Here is a 17,658-nt window from a genome sequence, read left to right on the forward strand (position 1 = left end):
GCTAATTGCCTTTGACTACTGTCAGGAGTGGGTAGAATCTATGATAGATTTGGTTCGCAATAAGAAATCATTTTATCAGAGGGGATTGAGAGCCATAAAGCTTATAGAGCAACCGCTTTAGCCTCGTTGTCGCCCCCTGAAGGTATTTTATCGGGGGCGATCGCTCCAGCGTTAATTTTTTCAGCCATTGAACAGACAAATATTACCAATATTGTTTTAATTGGGCGTATCGAACCAATTTTAACTCTGGTATTGGGTGTTTGGCTATTGGGTTCGCGGGTCGATTTTTGGGCAAGTGCAGGCTCTCTGATTTCCTTTGTTGGGGTGATAGTGACTGCTTTTTTAGCGAGTTCAGGGCAGATGATGACGATGGCTGGATTTCAGGGAAGAGGAGAAATTTTTGTGGCGCTGGCTGCTATCATTGGTTCCATTGCAACCGTTGTTGGTAAACTGCAATTACAATCCATTCCCTTGGGAATTTTTACGATTTATCGCAATATTCTGGGGACGGTGATTTTTTTCATTTTGGCTAATCTCCTTTACGGGCCAAACCATTTTGCAGAAGTGTTATCTCCTTTTCTTTGGCAATGGATGATAGTGTATGCGGCGGTTATTGTCGTCATGGGTCAATTATGCTGGTTAGCAGGTTTAAAAAATGCGACTTCAACGGAACTCAATTTAGCCAGTTTATTGAACCCAATTGTAGCTATAATAATGGCTTATTTGATTTTAGGGGAAGCTCCTACTTTAGCTCAATATTTAGGGGGAAGTTTATTGTTTATCGGGGTTGTCTTGGGTTTGGTTGGCAACCTATATCAGGCTAAAAGAAATCGAGAATTAGTTAACCCCAGTCCTCGCGAGGCAATGGAAACGGCGATCGGTTTCCGGGGAGTTTAACGGTGGACACTTGACAATTGACAGTGGACAGTGGACAGTGGACAGTGGACAGTGGATACCAAAAACCAATATCTGATTTAATCAACGAAGCGATCGCTACTTACTCAACGACTTCGATAACTATACCCCCAAATCTGGCTTCATCAGCCCAGCATTTAATTCCGTCTATGTAACATTCATGGCTATTGTATTCCTTGGCGTTATTGCTATCAGAGTAGTAAGCAACATATCCCCCACCCATCGACTCATTATAAAAGTTAAGCTTTCTGCCATTGATATCAGTGGCTTTTTTGAAACAATCCTCACAAACGTATTTGGGATATCGGGGAAAAGAATTGATAGAAGCCTTGCAAATGGGACAGATTTGTGAAGTCATTTTTAATAAGTTGAAGATGCCTAGACTTACTTGTATAATCTACCTTTTTTTTGACACTCCCACCCCTGATCCCTCTTTTGTCACTTTGGGGAGAGAAAAATTTAGGCAGCAAGGGAACTGGTAGCAGGAAAAGGTGTATAAATAGCAGGGAAATCATCCATGCAGTAAATTAAGTCATAGAACTTTCGACGCAAACCAGGAATCTTAAACACTGTTGAATCTCGGCTCAGATTGACGATGAGAAAGTTCCTGCTGGGTTCGCTTTTTATTGGTTGTAACGTACTCTTGTCCGGGTCCCATCAACACCCCATGATTACTGCGAATAGCAACAATCCTAGATGTAAAGGGTTTTTCTCTCCCTAGAAACAGTTTGAAAAAACAGCAGAGCCATTCGCCATTGGTTCCGATCACCAAAAGTTGCCAAGACCCTTAATCCTGGCTGAGAAATGTTTTGATTGCAGGTTTGAGCGTTTATGATTGCAGGTCGCTACAGGTATTCATCGCAACGTACCTGTCCAATTGAATAAACTGAGCAACCAGAGGAGGGTGGGCAGTTGTCCCATTACTAACACGAAAAATTCTTTCAATCAAGTCCCTCTGATATGCTAACCGGGTAATTGCTAATAAATCAATATTCCTATTGCCAACTAATAATCGCCAATCATTTTTTGATATCGAACAGTTCCAGGGCTATTCCTCACTGGTAGGATTGACTAATTATCTGCTCAAAAAGGGGATTACCAAAATTCATATATTGCAGCGATGGCTTTTCATCAAATGTCTCTGGATAGAACGTCACTTGATAGGTTTTCCCCTGATAATTTAACTGCCAAATTTGAGGATCTAAGCGTTCAAAAATTGCACCCGCCTGCTTAACAACTTGAGAATTTGTTAACAGTTGTTCTAGCGCCTGGGGACTGATAGAAGTTGGAGGAAGGGGGGTGCTAATCTCTAATAAATCAGCTTCTACGTCCCTAGTTACCATTTGATCTAAAGCGGGCCTCAAAGGTGGCGCGTCTAAAACTTGGTCAAATTCTGCCAGTAACACCCCTTCTTCTTCGGGATCTGCACTCATGGCCGCACGTTCAATGAAAGTGGGAACTCTAGCTAAAATTGGCTGTAAATTTCCCACAACGCTTTGAAAAGCATCAATGCGATCGCGCAATTTCCGATAGACTTTTGCTTCCACAGTTCCATCATAATAAAAATTGTGAATTTTCACCGTTGCATAGACTTGACCAATCCGATCTAACCTACCAATTCTTTGTTCAACTCGCATTGGGTTCCAAGGCATATCATAGTTGATTAAAACACCACAGGTTTGTAAGTTCAACCCCTCTGAGGCTGACTCCGTACAGAGTAAAATTTTAATTTCTCCAGCGCGAAATTGCCGTTTAATTTGCTCTTTAGGAACTGTCTGCCATTCTCCATTGTTATATAATTCTCCACCCCGGCCAGAATAACAAGCAACTTGCGAACCGTACAACTGGCGTAATGCTTCTCGCAGGTAGTCCATTGTATCAGTATATTGAGTGAAAGCGATCGCGCTTTCTCGCTCGATTAATTCTTGGCGCAGAATAGTAATAAAATGAGAAAGTTTACTATCTTCCCCCGTGTTTTCAAATTGCTGTAACAAGTTTTCTAAGTATTGAATTTCTTGCGGATCTACGGGTTCAAAATAGGATTCTAACCCTTCAATAATAGGATCGTCAGCATCTTCTAAATCTCCCAAGTCGTCGGGGGTAATATTAATCCCATCTAAGCGGCGTTGCAAGGATTCTTTAATCGCATAAAAAGAACTCGTGAGGCGTTTGCGGTAAAGCGTCATTAAAAATCCTAATGCTTTGCGGTGTTCCTTTTGTGCTAATTTGTAAAAATGACGGACGTAATCACTAACGGCTCGATAGAGAGGGATTTCTCGATTGGGTTCTAATGTAATCGCATTATCTTGTACTTTGCGCTCAGGAATTTCTCGATCTAAAAGTCCATGACGGTAATATTCCCGCAAGGTGTCGCGGGTGTGGCGAAACATTAAGTCTTTGAGGGGATTATTAATCGTTAAGTATTGGCGGGAAGCGGTGATAAAAGCCTGGTCTTCGAGACAGTGTTTGGGATTAGAAATTCTTTGCCCTTTTTGCCAAGTATCTCGCAGGCGGTAGGAGATTAAACGATCATTTTTAGTTAAGTATTGGTCAAAGCGCGGGCAAGGCAAACCACCTTTTTGAAAATAATCCGTTGACATTTGTTGTAAAAAATCTAAGGAAAAACCGTCTGGTTGTTCTGACAAAGATGCGAAGTAATTACAGAAATTCTCACCATATAACCAGTGTCCTTGTAAACCTAATAAGTTTAGGAGGTCGAAGATTTCTATAGTATCAATTTGCATAGGTGTGGCGGAAAGTAGCATCAGAGAGCGAGTTTTAGCCCTTAATTGCTGCATTAATTGTAAGAGTCGATTGGGAGTTTCTTTACGATTTTGAGGGCTTTTCCGGCGGGCGTGGTGGGCTTCATCTAATATAATTAAATCCCAAGGTTCTGCTGCTAATAATTCTCCCATCCTTTCGGCGCGGCGGACGAGGTGTGAGGAGGCTAAAATTAAGTTGTGGGTATTCCAGGGATTGCTTAAGGATTGAATTTTTACGGTTGACTGGCAATTATTAGCAGGAATAAATTGATTTTGGCTGTAACTCCAAAAGTGGAGGTTGAATTTTTCTCGTAGTTCTTCTTGCCATTGCGGTTGGATGCTGGCGGGGGATAAAATGAGAACTCGTTTGACTTTTTGGCTGATTAATAAGTATCTTAAAATTAATCCGGTTTCGATGGTTTTCCCTAGTCCCACTTCATCGGCAATCAGGAAGCTACGGGGGAATTGTTGCGCGACTCGGCGCAGAATTTTAATTTGGTGCGGCCAGGGTTTGATGGGGATAGATTTTAGGCAAAAATCGAGGCATCCTGGGTGTTGGTGCAGGTTAATTAGAGATTGAAATGCTTGTTTTTCTTCAGGGTTAATTGCTTGATTGTTAGTTGTTAAGGGTTGATTGTTAGTTGTTAATGGTTGATTGTTAGTTGTTAATGGTTGATTGTTAGCTGTTAACAGTCGGGAGTTTAATTCAGCTTGGTGGTTCCAAGTGGGTTTGGTAGCGGGTGCGTAGTGTAAAAGCTTTTTTTTGATAGCTTCTGGCACGTCAAAAATTCGCACATTGGGGGCTAAATCGTTCCAGAGTTGTTCAAATCTAAATTGTTCTTCTGCGACTCGTTCTAAGTCTCTTCCGCCTTCCCAACTGCAATAAACGTGGAAGGATTCGGTGTTATTTTCCCAGCCGTTTAGGGATTCGTTATTGGAACCACTAATTGCAATTTGGTCGCCGTTTTTGTCGGTGAATATGCCTACTTTTTCGTGAAATATGTAATAGTGATTAGGGGCTAACGATTGACTGTTAACGGTTAATGGTTGGCTATCAATTGGGAACTCATTATCTTTGACGGGAATAGCTATTTTGATATCGAGATAGCTGTTTTGAATCAACCAGCTTAGAATTTCAAAGTGTTTGAGTTGAGTAAAGGTTTCTGGGGGTTTTAAGTTGGCATCTAGCCTTGTTAGCAGCGTGTCTCGCAGGGTGTATCCTTGTTGAATAGCCTGCAAGTCTTGGGGGCTAAATTGGCAACCCATAATCAGGCGCATTTGCCCTTGATTTTGCAGCATTGCCCCTAGTCCCCGTGCGACTTTGCTGAGAATGGCACTGCTGAAAAAGCCGGATTTGCGATCGTATTGGGTAGTGCATTCTAACGCGGGAATGTAGAAGTCGGTAATGGGGTTATTTTCATTGCTGGAGTAGCTGATTCGCCAATTGCGATCGCGCAAATATAAGGGTAAATATAAAGACATAGTTCACAGTTTACACTTAATTTATTCTTCCTCAGTAGCAATTGCTTCTTTTACTAATCCCAGTAAGTCTTCATACTGATGACACCAATACCTACAGACATACAAAAGCTTTACGAATTATTATCTATAAGAGCTAATTTGTAATTTCTCACAGCTTGAGTTTGATTGGATTCGCCGACAAAACTAGCTAATAAAATCGGATCTAAATCTGGGAGTAAAACGCTACGCGAGTTCTGTACATAATCTGCATCGAGTTGAGGCAAGTAATAGAAAGAAAATTGCTGATTTTCCCAAAACCAAACCTCCCGTACTCCCAAACCCCCATACACTTCTAGTTTATCAACCCCGCCACTGCTGAGTACAATTTCGATCGCAATATCTGGAACTTCATGGAGTGTCCCCAAACAATAACATTCATCCGGTTCTGCGCCACGTCTGGCTGCATGACTGCGAAAAGTCGTGCTACCATAACCGTTAAGTTCTATATTCCTTTGTTCGGCATAAGCTTCAATCAAACGAGCAATAATTTTTTTAAGCCTTTCGTGTTCTGGAGAATTAGTCATAATAATTTCTAAAGTTCCCTCCAAATAAGTCATCCGGGAAAATTCCCGACCGAACATATCAGAAAATTGCTCGTACTGTTCCCAACTAAGTTCATAGAAAATGACGCGCTGTTCTTCAGCAGGCTGTAGAGTTTGTGGGTCTAAAAGTAGCATAATTAATCCTCAGCTTGACGGGTCTAACTAAAATCTAAACTCAATTGTCCGTACTCCAAAGCTAACTCTTCTTGAATATACACCACCTGCGCCTTAATTTCATCCATTCCCAGCCACAAATCTAATAGCATTTTCTCTTCAACCATCCGCTTTTTCTCATCCCCAATTCGAGGAATAACTTTCAACGCCACTTCAATTGTCCGCATAAATTGGTCATTGCTAACCAGTCCCGTTGTCTTCATAAATTGCCGCACTAATTGCAAATTTTGCTCTTCCTGGTAAATGGCAATAATCGCGTGCAACCCATCTACTAAATACTGCATGGAAAACTCCTGTGCGTTCACCGAGAAGGCGCGTTTTTTCAGGCGTTGTTGAGGGGTTAAAAGTTGGCAAGTGCCGCTGGCAGAGTCTAATAATTTATGCACTTTTGCCAAGTCGGTGACGTTAAAGCCGCCGATTGCTAATGCTAATTGTCGCGCTTCATCAAAGGGGAACTCTCTCGCACCGAAGGCATCCCAGGCGAGTAAATACCATTGGGTTAAGGGGTCAAATCCGGCGGTATCGGTTTCTACAAGTTTGTGGAAACGGTAATTGGCGATGGCTTTTCTAGCTTCGGCAAAAGCCGCTTCTGGTCGCACTTCTTCACCACTATTATCTAACACGGGCCAGGAACGGGAAAAGACGTTGAGGGCGGGGCCGAAGGCGCTTAAATATAAGTCGATACCGGTGATGTCGTTGGCTTCAAATTCGGGGGCTCTTTGTTCAACTAAATTAGCAAGTTCTGGCCGCAAGTCATCCCACCAAGCTTGACCCGTATTTTGAGCTCGTTTGCGACAGACTAAAAGGACGGTACTGGAGACGGAATTTTTCTGTGCTTGGTGCAAGTTTTGCGGGTTTTCTGTACTCACGGCCCAGGATGCGGTAATCTCAAATCCGGCATCTATGAGGGATTTTGCGAGTACATCCCAGGCCCCCGATTCTTTATGATTGAATTGCACTGTCATTACGCCGTCGTCTCGCAATACGCGGTAATATTCGGCGAAGGCGAGGGCCATTTTTGCTTCGTAATCTTGATTGGCGAGTTCGTCGGGGGATGTGCCCATGTTGCGGAAGCGGGAGGGGTTGGCTACGGCTTCTCGGTCTTTGTCAGTGAGTTCTGAGTAGAATAAATTGGGGAAAATGTCGCCTAATATGCGCTTTTGCCAGACATAGAAAAAGTCTGAAAGTTCAGCGTATTGAATGGTGGCATAGTAAGGCGGGTCTGTGATAATGGCATCAACTGAATTATCGAGAATGTGATAGAGGCTATCGGCTGATGCTGAATCAATTTGAATGCTTTTTGGGTCGTGCTTTTCGATTCCGGGTAAACCTGTTGAATGGGGTTTTGTGCCGAATAAGGCGCATAAACTTTTATATTCTGATGCAAAAGCATCAGCACACCAATTCCATAGTTCTCCTATTCCACTAATTTCTGGATAATTCCAGCATAAGTTTAAAGCATGGGTTTTAGAAGCACGGTCTGCTGATGGATGCCCAGAGTGCCATCCTGATAATCGAGAATTATGATCTACACATCTATCTAATACTAAAGCTAAATAAGTGCTTATCGCCTCTACTTTCTCCCACTCATACTCAGCCTGAATTAGTGCTTTAGCTTCGTTGATAATTTCAACATAAGTAACAAGTGTTAGAAGTTGACGAGGATTAAACATATCACCCCATGTAGGGCAAAATATTCTAATTTGTTCATCTAAATCTTGACCTTCAGGTATTGTTTCTATGGGAATAAAATTATTTTGTTGAAAATCACTAATTTTTTCTTTTAAATAATGATTAGCTTTTTCAATTCCATTAAAATCTATTTCTGTAGGAATTCTAAAAGATAAACTGCTTTTGCCTTGTTTAAAAGCAACTGCATATAATTGATATCCTATGCTTTTATTTATAGCCCCTTGCATGATAACGTCATTTTCAATCACACTGCCACAATTCGGACACTTACCAACACCTCGGCTAATTGTAGTTGTTGTATCAGGATCATATTCATTATTATTGTTGTTATTGTTATTATAAATAATTGTTGCCCCCTTCCCTTTCCTACCCTTCACCAACTCAAAATCAACCCGTTTGTCCTGGGGATTAGGAATCGGTTTCACCGCACACCATTTATGGAAATTCTGCTTTTCTGGCCGCTTATATAACCACCAATTCGGACTCAAAGGCACAACCGACTGACAACTCGGACAAACCACCGTATGAGCCCATAAATAATTCTGCACAGTTTCCCCTGGCAAAGATGGGAAAAAATCAGCCAATCTCTTCTCAGCTTCATCCCCCACCCACTTCACCCATTTATCAATATCCTCCTGCAAATCCGGCCCAAATTTCAGCGGATATTCCATAGCCGCCTTCATCGTCACCACCGCCACCGGATTCAAATCGGAAGCTAACACATTCAACCCATATCTCGCCGCCTCAAAAGGAATACTACCCCCACCCGCAAACGCATCTAAAATCGTCGGCGTGCGAGTGCCCCAAACCTTCTCGCACAAATCCTGTACCTTTTTAATTCGCACCGAAGACGGCGGCGTTTTATATAATTTAATTTCCTTTCCCGGTTCCAACCCTAAGAGATATTCAAACTCTTTCATCGTCACATCTGCGGGCAAAATTGACCCCAACACAGAAGCACGAGAAAATGATAGAGGTTTGCGGGAATACCAGCGATGTAAACCCTTAAAAGGATTGCCACCATGTTCGTAATAAACCTGTTCATTTAATAACTTCACAGGCATAATTTTCTCAATGAACACAGCGGGGCGCTTTTTTATAACATCACTCATTTTATTTCCATCCATAAACGCGAATATTATTAAAATTAATCGTATCACTTTCTATCTCACGACTTTCCAGATAAGATTCATTTAATAATTCCATAGTTTAGCGTGACCAATTATCCTAATAATTACCTGTTAACCTACCAACACATCCGCCTTTTCAATTATAAACCATTCGTGGTACAATGTTGCTAGAAAAAACTCCTCTCCCTGAATGCGATCGCACACAGCCATAAATCCCGACATTGCCCAGTGATCGTCAAAAGTTGTATCTTTAAGAAATAGAGTCAGGGAATTTCCATCCTCACTCCAAATTGTTCGCAAAATCGTCATATTTAGGTGATTAGAACACTCCACAGGCAACAATACCCACCGCCCTTCAACTTCCATAAATTCTGGTGTACTATAGGAAAACACCGACTCCCAATCTTCCGGGCCTTCATGCTTCTCAATAATCCGATCCCACCGTACAGATTTTATTTTTGTCAAAGTAACTTCCGACAATTCAGCAACTTTCATAAATTTTAATCTCCCAATAAAATCCGCAAAGCTTTTAAAGCATTAGAACGATTTCCATTAGCAATTTTAGCAAACCAATAATGTGACTCTTCATTACTCATGGCCATCACCCCTTCTGTAATATTAGCAATGCGTTCCAGCTTAGAAAGCGGCTGCAAAGCTTGAAACAAAAGCGCTAAATTTACCCCCGACTCCTCTGATAAAATATAAGGTGATTGTCGCTGATAAGAAAGTGATTTGGGTTCATAATGATTCGCCTTCAACGCAGTATAAATAGACTGCCTAGCCTGCACCAAAGCATTCCCCTTTAACCGCCCAATTCGCTTAGCCGCAGGGCGTTTTTTCTCCCCAGCTTTCTTGTAAGCACATTGGTACAGTTCCAAGGCAAAATTATTGTTATCTAAAGGTACAATCCGCAACTGAAATTCTTGCATAATTGTTAATCGTTAACAGTTAACTGTTAACCGTTAACTGTAATCATTACTCTGGCAAATCCCCAAATCGCTGACGATAGCGGGCTAACTGTTCTTCTGGTGTCAAAAACCTCACTCCCTGTTGATTGTACCAAGAAAGTGCCTCCCGTTCTAATCCTCCCGTCTGGGTAGTAGCCCTCCCAATTCCCAATCCAATTTCTGGCATCCAAAAAGGTTCTCCAATTTGCAATTGATATCGCCCATTTTCTAAACAATAAACCTCAAACGGTTGATGTCGTTCTCGCTGCCAATAATCCGGGTTATAAACAACATAATACAAAACACCCAACCGTTCATAAATACTCAACTTCTCTTCATACTCTCCCCCCGGCGTGCGAGAAACCACTTCCAGAGTCAAAATCGGGGCAATACTATCCTCTTCCCACATCACATAACTCGAACGAGAACCGCCTTTCTTGCGACGTTCCACCCCCAAACTCAAAAACCCGTCAGGAACAACTGGAACCTGTGGACTTACCCCCGTTGTGTGATAAATTCCCATATCCACCCCAAAAAACCAATCTTGACGAGTTGCCCAAATAAATTCGAGCAAAAATAACAAAAAATTGGGGATAAAATTTTGATTTTCATTATCCACAGGCGTATCGTCAGAACAAGGAAGTTCCGCGCTAGTTGGCAAGTTTAATGGATGAATTTGTACCATATTTCAGTAAATCTTTTACAAGTAAAAAATAGTGCAATCTAAAGGTACAAAAGGTAGTCCGAGCATCTTGCTCGCTAACTATACCATTCATTAGTCACAACTTATTAATTATACACCACTTTCGCACTTAAACTTAAACGTTCAACCGGATTCCGGTCTAAAGCCTGTTTAATTATATTCAACTCCCCCCCCTCTGGCAAAATTGGCGGCTGAAATTCAAAAGTAATCTTCAGACTCACATTTGCTTGCACATTCGGCGAATTCAACAAAGCATTAATAGGAGAAAAGAAACTCTGAAACCCCCGCACAGGCCCTTGATATTCAAACCGCACAAATTGGTCATCTACTTGAATCGTTGCCGTTTGATCAAGGGTAAACTTAAACCGATTTAACAAAGGAATAGCCGTCCCAAACTTGCGGTAATCCATAACTTGACTTACCGACAATTCCAGAGATTCAATCCCTTTTACCTTGTAATCACTCAGCCTGTCATTCAACCCATTAAACACTACATTAAGCGTCCCATCCAAATCAATCACCGATGGCTTAAAATCTAACAGCGTCCCACCGCCAACCACATACTCACCGCCCCCATTTTTCGCCACAGGAACCGCCCCCGCAATAGGCATTACTGCCCGCGTTTCCTGAGTCGCAATATCCCCATTCCCATAGTTCGCCACCACCCGAAATACCGTCGCATTACTAATCAAACCTTCCCACTCATCCAAAGGGAGAAAATTACCAGGAATCAGTTCACCATCCTGATATAAACTAATTGTTAACGCCCCCTTAGCCTTCCACCGTACCCGCACCGGTTTTGCCACTTCTACAGCAGGCATAACTTGAGCACTCAGTTCAATTTCCTTGGGAGTTGGCGGTTGCAAAATCCCTCGGCGGTAAAGCGCCATCCGGTCAGAAAATTCAATCGTATCCGGCAAAGTTAGGATATCGCTATCAACTTTTATATAAAGTTTTTCCCCCGCTTTCATATCCCAACTTCCCTCCTGCAACCCTCGGCGAATTGTATCGCGTAACAGGGCAATTTCCGCATCCATCAAAATTTTTAAACTCAAATTCTTGGCAAATTCATCTCGCAGCGCCTTAGTAGTCCAAAAATCTAATCCAGCCGGCCATACTTTCTGTAAAATAAAAGCAGGCGCATAGGCTTTAGCCTCTTCTTCCGAGCGAATTTTCTGGCAATCTTTTAAAGCCTTTAAAATCACATCTTGCTGATTATTTTTCCCCTTGACAATGCCAGCATCTTGTGCTGGTAAAACGTAATGTTTTAACCCCCTGGGAGCCTTTACAGGGTCTTGATCGGGATAAAATAAATGACGATAAGTTGTAGTTAAAGCCACCCGCACCTCTAAATCTTTTGCCCCTCCCCGTTCTCGCAATTGCTTTTGCTGACTTTCTGACAAATCTGCTAAGCGAGTTTGACTTTTCAGAATAATTTGAATCGCTTTATATTCCCTTGTTAGGTCAATTACTCGGTCTAATTCTCCCGCATTTGCTACTAAAAATAACAACCGATTGCGATAAACTCTGAACTTCCCCGACTCCCCAGTATTATTAAAAATCTGTTCAACTAATGGCGGTGGTTCATCAGTAGAACTGCGTACAGTTGCTTCATCAAAATCAATTAAACACAGTGCCACTTCATCGGGTACGTCGTCCACCTCTGCGGGACTTTCGGGGGCAAAAATCGGTGTAAAAAGCTTTTTAGCAAAGATGCTATTACGACGAGTTCTTAACTCGTCCTTAGCTTCTAATTTACCTACTTGCTCCTTTTCTTCCGTGATTATTTTATTAATAGATGGCTCTTCTTTAAAGCGAGAAAAAGAGGTAATCGGATCGTAATCTAAATACCAAGCCACCTTAGTTAAATCTTCCAATACTTTATCCACAAAGCCAATTTCTAACCCAGGGGTTAGCAAGGACAAATTTAACTCAGCCCGCCGAATACCTGATGAACTCCCCTGGGTTAAAGAATGTAGAAAAATCGTCGCCGCTACCCAAGTAGAAAAGGGTGGTTTTCCTGCAACTAACCACTGCTGATCCTGCACTTGGGCGTAAGCTTCGCGCCCGTCTGGGTTGTAGATATCAGCACCAATAATCGGGCGCATTTGAGAACGTTGTAGCCGCGAGGTTAAATCATTAGTAACTTCTGCATCTAGGCCAATAGGAATGTGGTGAGTGTGAATGAGAGGAATCCAATTGTGTTGACTGTTAACAGCCCATAAATATCGCACAACTTGGGCAAATAAACGTAACGCCCCCCGTGTTTTTTGGAATTCGGGAATAGAGGCAATTTTTTTAGTTAATAGGTTGAAAAGTTCGGGATGGAAAGGATAACTTTGAGCAATTGCTTGAGAAGAACTCGCATCTTTACACCCATCGGGTAAATTAACCCGACTAGCGCGATAAGCACTTAAATATTCATCCCCCACTTTTGCGGCTGCTTCGCTGCTGACGCTAACAAAAACCCGCTGCTTGACAATGTTATAAATTTCAATATCAGTAGAAGGAGTTAAAACTCGTTCTTGCCTTGCCGAAGCCCGGATTAATTCTTGTAAATCTTCCGTTTCTTCGGCAAATGTATCAGAAGTCGAGGCTAAGGAATAAATAAAAACTAAATTATTGCACGCCGCCGCTAAATCCATTAAGGAAAATAGGAAAGCTACGACTTGTTTAGCTAAGTCACTATTCTCAATTCGCTTGGCTCTTGCCGAGCGCAAATAGCGGGCAATTTCATCTAAAATAATCACAGTGGGCTTTCCACCCATCAACCGTTCTAAAACTGAAGTACCGGGACTAACGCCGCTGATATCAGAACCTTGGAGGAGTTGATAGCCATCTATGTGACCAATTTGATAGGCAATTTCCCCCCAAAGAGTATAGGTAGTAATGCCAGTTTCTGAGTGATAAATGCCATTCTCTGGGTCTAAATCGCGACCGTCAATGGCAGCAACTTGGATCGCATAATTGGGAATTAAATTAATATTATCGGTAAATCGTTCTAAACCTTGAATGTAGCGGCCTTGTTTGCAGATATGCCAAACAGCAATTTCATCGTGGGTTTTACCACCACCGAAGCTGGTTTCTAAGCGAATCACCGGAGCACCGGAGGCAAAACCGAGTAAGCGGCTAAAGACTTCCCGGATTAAAGTTTTAATCCCATCTGTGGGGAAAGTGTTAGCAAAAAAGGTGTTGGCGTTTTGGTAAACTTCAGGGGCATTACCTTCAACGACGAGGCGAAGTTTGGCAGCGAAGAGTTCGACGGAGAGTTCGCCAGAGAGAATTTCATCTCTGGGTGTGCAAGTGGTGAAAATTGAGGGCAGCATTTATAACTCCTTTGAGCCTACCATGAAGCGTGCAGCGTGATGCTCGGCTGCGACTCCTCGCCCTAGTGCCAGCTTGGTTTTTGGCGGCGAGATGGCTAATTTTATCATTAGTATCTCACAATTAGGGTCTGACAGAGGTATAGCCGAGATACGATACTGTTGGCGAAACATTTCTTAACAAGTAAGCTGACTAAGAACGGTAGCTCGTCAGCAGAAGGAAATGGCTTGGGTAGTGAGTTTAAGTTGTTAACAGGTTTATCGGAGTGGGGATTAATCTTGTTAACAGGTTTCTCAAAAAGCCAAATCGGAGGAGAAAAAAGCTAACATACCAAGGAGGTAAGTAATGGGAGAAGCTAAACGGCGGAAACAAATGGGATTTTCACCCAAAAAAATAACCATAGAATTATCTGATTTTATGGCATCTGGGGAAGTACCAGCTATTAGCGGTCATACAAACTCTAAAAAGGACTTACTAAAACTTGGGATTGTCGACTGCGGAATAGCTGTCGCCTATTCATTCGATGACGGGTTAATTGAAATGCACGGTTTTGGCTACCCTAGCATAAGGAATGAGAAAATATTTGTTGGTCTCGGTACCTTTAGCACCAGCGCCAACAAAATAGAAACGGAAAAAACCTTACGAAAAGTAGAACGAAAAATCATATATGCGATAGCTCAAAAAATTAATGATGAATGTCTGCGGATCATATCCGACTAAAAACAATCAACTACCATTATGGGTCAGGGCAACTTTTGGCGATCGGAACCAATGGCGAATGGCGATCGCGTCGAACTCACGCTGTCCTGGTTGAGTTTGCCCTGCTCGCGAACAAAGTCCATCCTTGTTCTTTCAAGAGTAGCGATCGCAATCTACTAACTCTTAACACCTCAGCCTTAGATAGCCACGCAACCGATGTAGCGATCGCGAGTTTAACAAAAATCTGTTCGCGCGCTAGACCGAAACATTAATATTTTTTCCGAAGACTTGATAGTACCATCAATACGCCGATATTCTGCCCACTGTTTCACTCCCATATCGCGAAAACCTAGTTTATAATACAATGCGTAAGCTTCTGGGCGGCATACAGAAACCCGTAGTAAAGTTGGTTGCTTTTTGAGAGTACCTATTGTATTCATCAATTGAGTACCAACACCCTGATGCCGAAACGCTTTTACTACGCCCAAGTCTGCAATATAATCTAAATTTTCAACATCAATTTGAAAGCACTCCTGAAAGAAATTTGCGGAGAGCAACACGGGATTATTTGAAAATAATGCCGAGCTTTCCCATAGTTTACTCACCTTAAAGGGAATACTTGCACAGAAGCCTACAACTTGATTATCAGATGCGATCGCAACCGCCAACTTCCCAAAATTCAAATAGGAAATGAAAAACTGTTCTAAATCCGGAATTTCCCAATGTTGAAATTCTGGTGGTTCCGCAAAAATAGTCTGATAAATTTCAATTAAAGAAGTTTGAAAATTAGGTAACGTACTTGCGGTAACAACTTCAATCTGGCAATTTAACATACGGAGATATTTTGGTCTTCTTAACACTTACTGAATTAATTCAAGCAATCCGATCAACTGATACTAGATAAAATTTCCAGTGCTTTGAGAAAACCGTATTGGATTTTTTGAGAGTTTTCTACCTAGTCGGAACACGATCTCGCCCTACTACAGGAGATGCAGACAAAACTACTCCTAAGCGACACTCGATTCCCAAAAAATTAATTTTGCGGAAGTTTGACACAAAATCCATCCGGCACAGCAGCCATTGACCCTCTTCCGTTTTATACCAACGAAAGCCTTGATAACTATATTCATTAAGGGATGCCTCTGAAATTCGCCGATCGCGTTCCATCAATTCTTCAGGATCGTTAAGGGCAAAAGCTGATTCACCAAGAAATTCCTCCGGTGTTTTATTTTGAGCTCTTAGTGCAGCAATATTAGCAAACAATACCTTCTGATTGCTTATTTGGGTAATATAAACAGGGCGCAAATCAGTATAGATAGCATTTAGGTCTACGTCCAATTCTGGAATAACGAGCGCTGGTACTTCTGGAGGTTGTGGCAGGGGTAGTGAAGGTTGAGACTGATTAGTGGATGGAGACTCAGATTGTTCCGACTTAATTTCGTAGCGGTGGTGTGCCCCTTGGTGTGTAATAAACAAGCGCATCTGTTTCCCAAGTTCCTGTAATCGAATTCCCGTTTGTTCAAGGTAGCAATTGGCAGCGTTAGCATTCGGGGCAATTAGCAACATAGAACCATCCCCCAATTTATATTCCCATCCAGGTTCCCGATCAAACTCCATTAGTTTGCCTCTGATGAATATCGTGGTTGTTTGGAAACGAGCGGCCGTAGAGTTCCCTAATTTCTATCTCAGACATCCCCAGAGCAATCGCAATTCGCAGCAAATCAATCTCTGTAGGCTTCTGCCCCGCTTTATAGGCACTCAGGGATTTAGGACTGATCGCACTCGCCACCAATTTCTCCCAGTGTCGCTCAATTAATTCTGCGATCTCAGATTGTTCTGGTGCTGAGGCTGGTTTAAAACCCACTTTCCACAGACCTCTAGCTTCCAAGGCTTCTTCAATCAAGACACGGATTTGAGCAGCCAACGAGCGTCGTTCTGCCTGTGCCAAGGACTCCAAAATTTCTCGGATTCCACCTATATCGATTTGTATGCGCCTTGGTTTGTCTTTTTCAGCCATATTTATATTCTATTGCCCGTACCCCCCTGAGTCAAATAGAGAGGGTATCTCTCAAAATCTCTCTTGAATAAGTTGACATCTCTCATAATTAGAGATAGTGTGGTAAAAAGAAACCCAAAAATCAAAGTCCCACCCCCTCTGACCGGAAATCACGAAGGGCGGGACTCAAACTCCCCTAATCAAAAGGAGCGATCGCAATGTTAACAAAATTTCAATTTACATTGGCAGAGAATTTAGCAGCGCAAGTAACCGCCCTGCAAAGCGGGCAACATAGAGGCTTTTGCGCCCTACTTCCCTGACTCATTTTGTTGTACGGCTTCCTGTTCAGTTTCCTGTTCAATTTTTAGGGCTTTGACAACCAAATACTCTACTAAGTTAGCCACGCTGCGAACTTCTCGTTCAGCACGGTCGGCAAGGTACTGATGGATTTCTTCGGAAAATGACACAGTTACACGGGGTCTAGCCACAAATACGTTTAATGATGGATTTTCCATCAGTTTATCTCTTTTGCAACAATTCTTTGAGTTTACATCAACTACATCATTTGCACCTTATGTTGCATTTGATGTAAAAGGTGCTATACTCAAAAATTAAAACAAGAGGTCAGCGGTTCCAACTTGCAATCAGCACCACTGCCTCTCTATCAACCTTTAAACAAGGATGCGATCGCTATGTTAGCAGAACCAGCCACCCAAAGTACATTCGACTTTGCACCCTCCGTAGCTCCATCAGCAATCCGAGTCGCTTCCAACGTGATTCCCTTCCTGCAAATCCATGCAGGACAAGCATACTCGTTCAAAGAACAAGGTTTAGAGACAGGGTACAAACTAGCCGAAGTTGAAGCAGTGTTAGGAAAAGCCGAATTCATCCGCTGGCTCAAGCACCACTTTGCTTCCCCAATTGTGCGATATTTCCGCAACCTCACAAAACAAGCTCAACTAATAGAAAAATACCCCGAATTGCGATCGCGCATCCTATCCCTCCCCTTGTGTCACTCAGCCGCACTCATGGCTGGAACCGAGCAACAAATTGAAGAAATCCTCACAGCCGAAACCAGGTGGACAGTAGCGCTCATTAAAGAAAAACTGCAACCCAAGAAAATCACCCCCGGTTTTCACGCCACAGATTCCGACTGGAAAATTGTCAAAGCGATTTTTAGAATAGGCGATACTGATATTGAATCCTTGAAAGAACAAGCAAGCATCAGAGCCGCAGTTGCACCAATATCCACA

Annotated in this window: 15 protein-coding genes; 3 read left to right on the plus strand and 12 right to left on the minus strand. The window is 42.4% G+C overall.

What is annotated here, in order from left to right:
- Positions 1–126 precede the first annotated feature (126 nt).
- Positions 127–897, plus strand: a complete 771-nt coding sequence (locus PN499_RS16755; RefSeq protein WP_272033238.1) for a DMT family transporter — start codon at positions 127–129, stop codon at positions 895–897.
- 100 nt (positions 898–997) lie between these two features.
- Here PN499_RS16755 and PN499_RS16760 read toward each other — a convergent pair whose 3' ends face one another.
- The 8 genes from PN499_RS16760 to PN499_RS16795 all read right to left on the minus strand — a co-directional run bounded on the left by PN499_RS16760 (position 998) and on the right by PN499_RS16795 (position 13,712).
- A complete protein-coding gene (locus PN499_RS16760; RefSeq protein WP_272033239.1) occupies positions 998–1,273 on the minus strand; it encodes a hypothetical protein in 276 nt (91 codons plus the stop codon).
- Positions 1,274–1,970: 697 nt separating this feature from the next.
- Positions 1,971–5,159, minus strand: a complete 3,189-nt coding sequence (locus tag PN499_RS16765; protein ID WP_272033240.1) for a helicase-related protein — start codon at positions 5,157–5,159, stop codon at positions 1,971–1,973.
- A gap of 110 nt (positions 5,160–5,269) precedes the next feature.
- Positions 5,270–5,875, minus strand: coding sequence for a Uma2 family endonuclease (locus PN499_RS16770; protein ID WP_272033241.1), 606 nt, complete (start codon positions 5,873–5,875; stop codon positions 5,270–5,272).
- A gap of 23 nt (positions 5,876–5,898) precedes the next feature.
- Positions 5,899–8,718, minus strand: a complete 2,820-nt coding sequence (locus PN499_RS16775) for a DUF1156 domain-containing protein (RefSeq protein ID WP_272033242.1) — start codon at positions 8,716–8,718, stop codon at positions 5,899–5,901.
- 129 nt (positions 8,719–8,847) lie between these two features.
- Entirely contained in the window at positions 8,848–9,231 is a 384-nt protein-coding gene (locus tag PN499_RS16780) for a hypothetical protein (RefSeq protein ID WP_272033243.1), read from the minus strand.
- Positions 9,232–9,236: 5 nt separating this feature from the next.
- Entirely contained in the window at positions 9,237–9,665 is a 429-nt protein-coding gene (locus tag PN499_RS16785) for a DUF7680 family protein (RefSeq protein WP_272033244.1), read from the minus strand.
- 46 nt (positions 9,666–9,711) lie between these two features.
- Positions 9,712–10,368 (minus strand): Uma2 family endonuclease, encoded by a 657-nt coding sequence (locus tag PN499_RS16790; RefSeq protein ID WP_272033245.1) that lies wholly within the window; start codon positions 10,366–10,368, stop codon positions 9,712–9,714.
- A gap of 104 nt (positions 10,369–10,472) precedes the next feature.
- Positions 10,473–13,712, minus strand: coding sequence for an ATP-binding protein (locus PN499_RS16795; protein ID WP_272033246.1), 3,240 nt, complete (start codon positions 13,710–13,712; stop codon positions 10,473–10,475).
- 343 nt (positions 13,713–14,055) lie between these two features.
- Between PN499_RS16795 and PN499_RS16800 the strand changes: the two genes are divergently transcribed.
- Positions 14,056–14,430 carry a hypothetical protein gene (locus PN499_RS16800; protein WP_272033247.1) on the plus strand — a complete coding sequence of 125 codons (375 nt, stop codon included), beginning with the start codon at positions 14,056–14,058 and terminating at the stop codon, positions 14,428–14,430.
- A 212-nt stretch (positions 14,431–14,642) separates the two neighbouring features.
- Here the strand turns inward: PN499_RS16800 and PN499_RS16805 are convergent, their stop codons facing one another.
- From PN499_RS16805 to PN499_RS16820, 4 genes are all read right to left on the minus strand, one after another.
- A complete protein-coding gene (locus tag PN499_RS16805) occupies positions 14,643–15,242 on the minus strand; it encodes a GNAT family N-acetyltransferase (protein ID WP_272033248.1) in 600 nt (199 codons plus the stop codon).
- Between the two features lie 118 nt (positions 15,243–15,360).
- On the minus strand, positions 15,361–16,026 hold the full coding sequence (locus PN499_RS16810; RefSeq protein WP_272033249.1) for a PAS domain-containing protein: 666 nt from the start codon (positions 16,024–16,026) through the stop codon (positions 15,361–15,363).
- The gene (locus PN499_RS16815; RefSeq protein WP_272033250.1) at positions 16,016–16,426 is read right to left on the minus strand and encodes a hypothetical protein; all 411 of its coding nucleotides are present in this window, start codon (positions 16,424–16,426) and stop codon (positions 16,016–16,018) included. The genes PN499_RS16810 and PN499_RS16815 overlap by 11 nt, the downstream gene beginning before the upstream one ends.
- Before the next feature lie 287 nt (positions 16,427–16,713).
- The gene (locus PN499_RS16820; protein ID WP_272033251.1) at positions 16,714–16,920 is read right to left on the minus strand and encodes a ribbon-helix-helix domain-containing protein; all 207 of its coding nucleotides are present in this window, start codon (positions 16,918–16,920) and stop codon (positions 16,714–16,716) included.
- 123 nt (positions 16,921–17,043) lie between these two features.
- Between PN499_RS16820 and PN499_RS16825 the strand changes: the two genes are divergently transcribed.
- The coding region (locus PN499_RS16825) for a hypothetical protein (RefSeq protein ID WP_272033252.1) at positions 17,044–17,658 on the plus strand (615 nt) is incomplete at its 3' end.

The sequence above is a fragment of the Kamptonema animale CS-326 genome, assembly GCF_028330895.1.
Lineage (GTDB): Bacteria > Cyanobacteriota > Cyanobacteriia > Cyanobacteriales > Microcoleaceae > Kamptonema > Kamptonema formosum.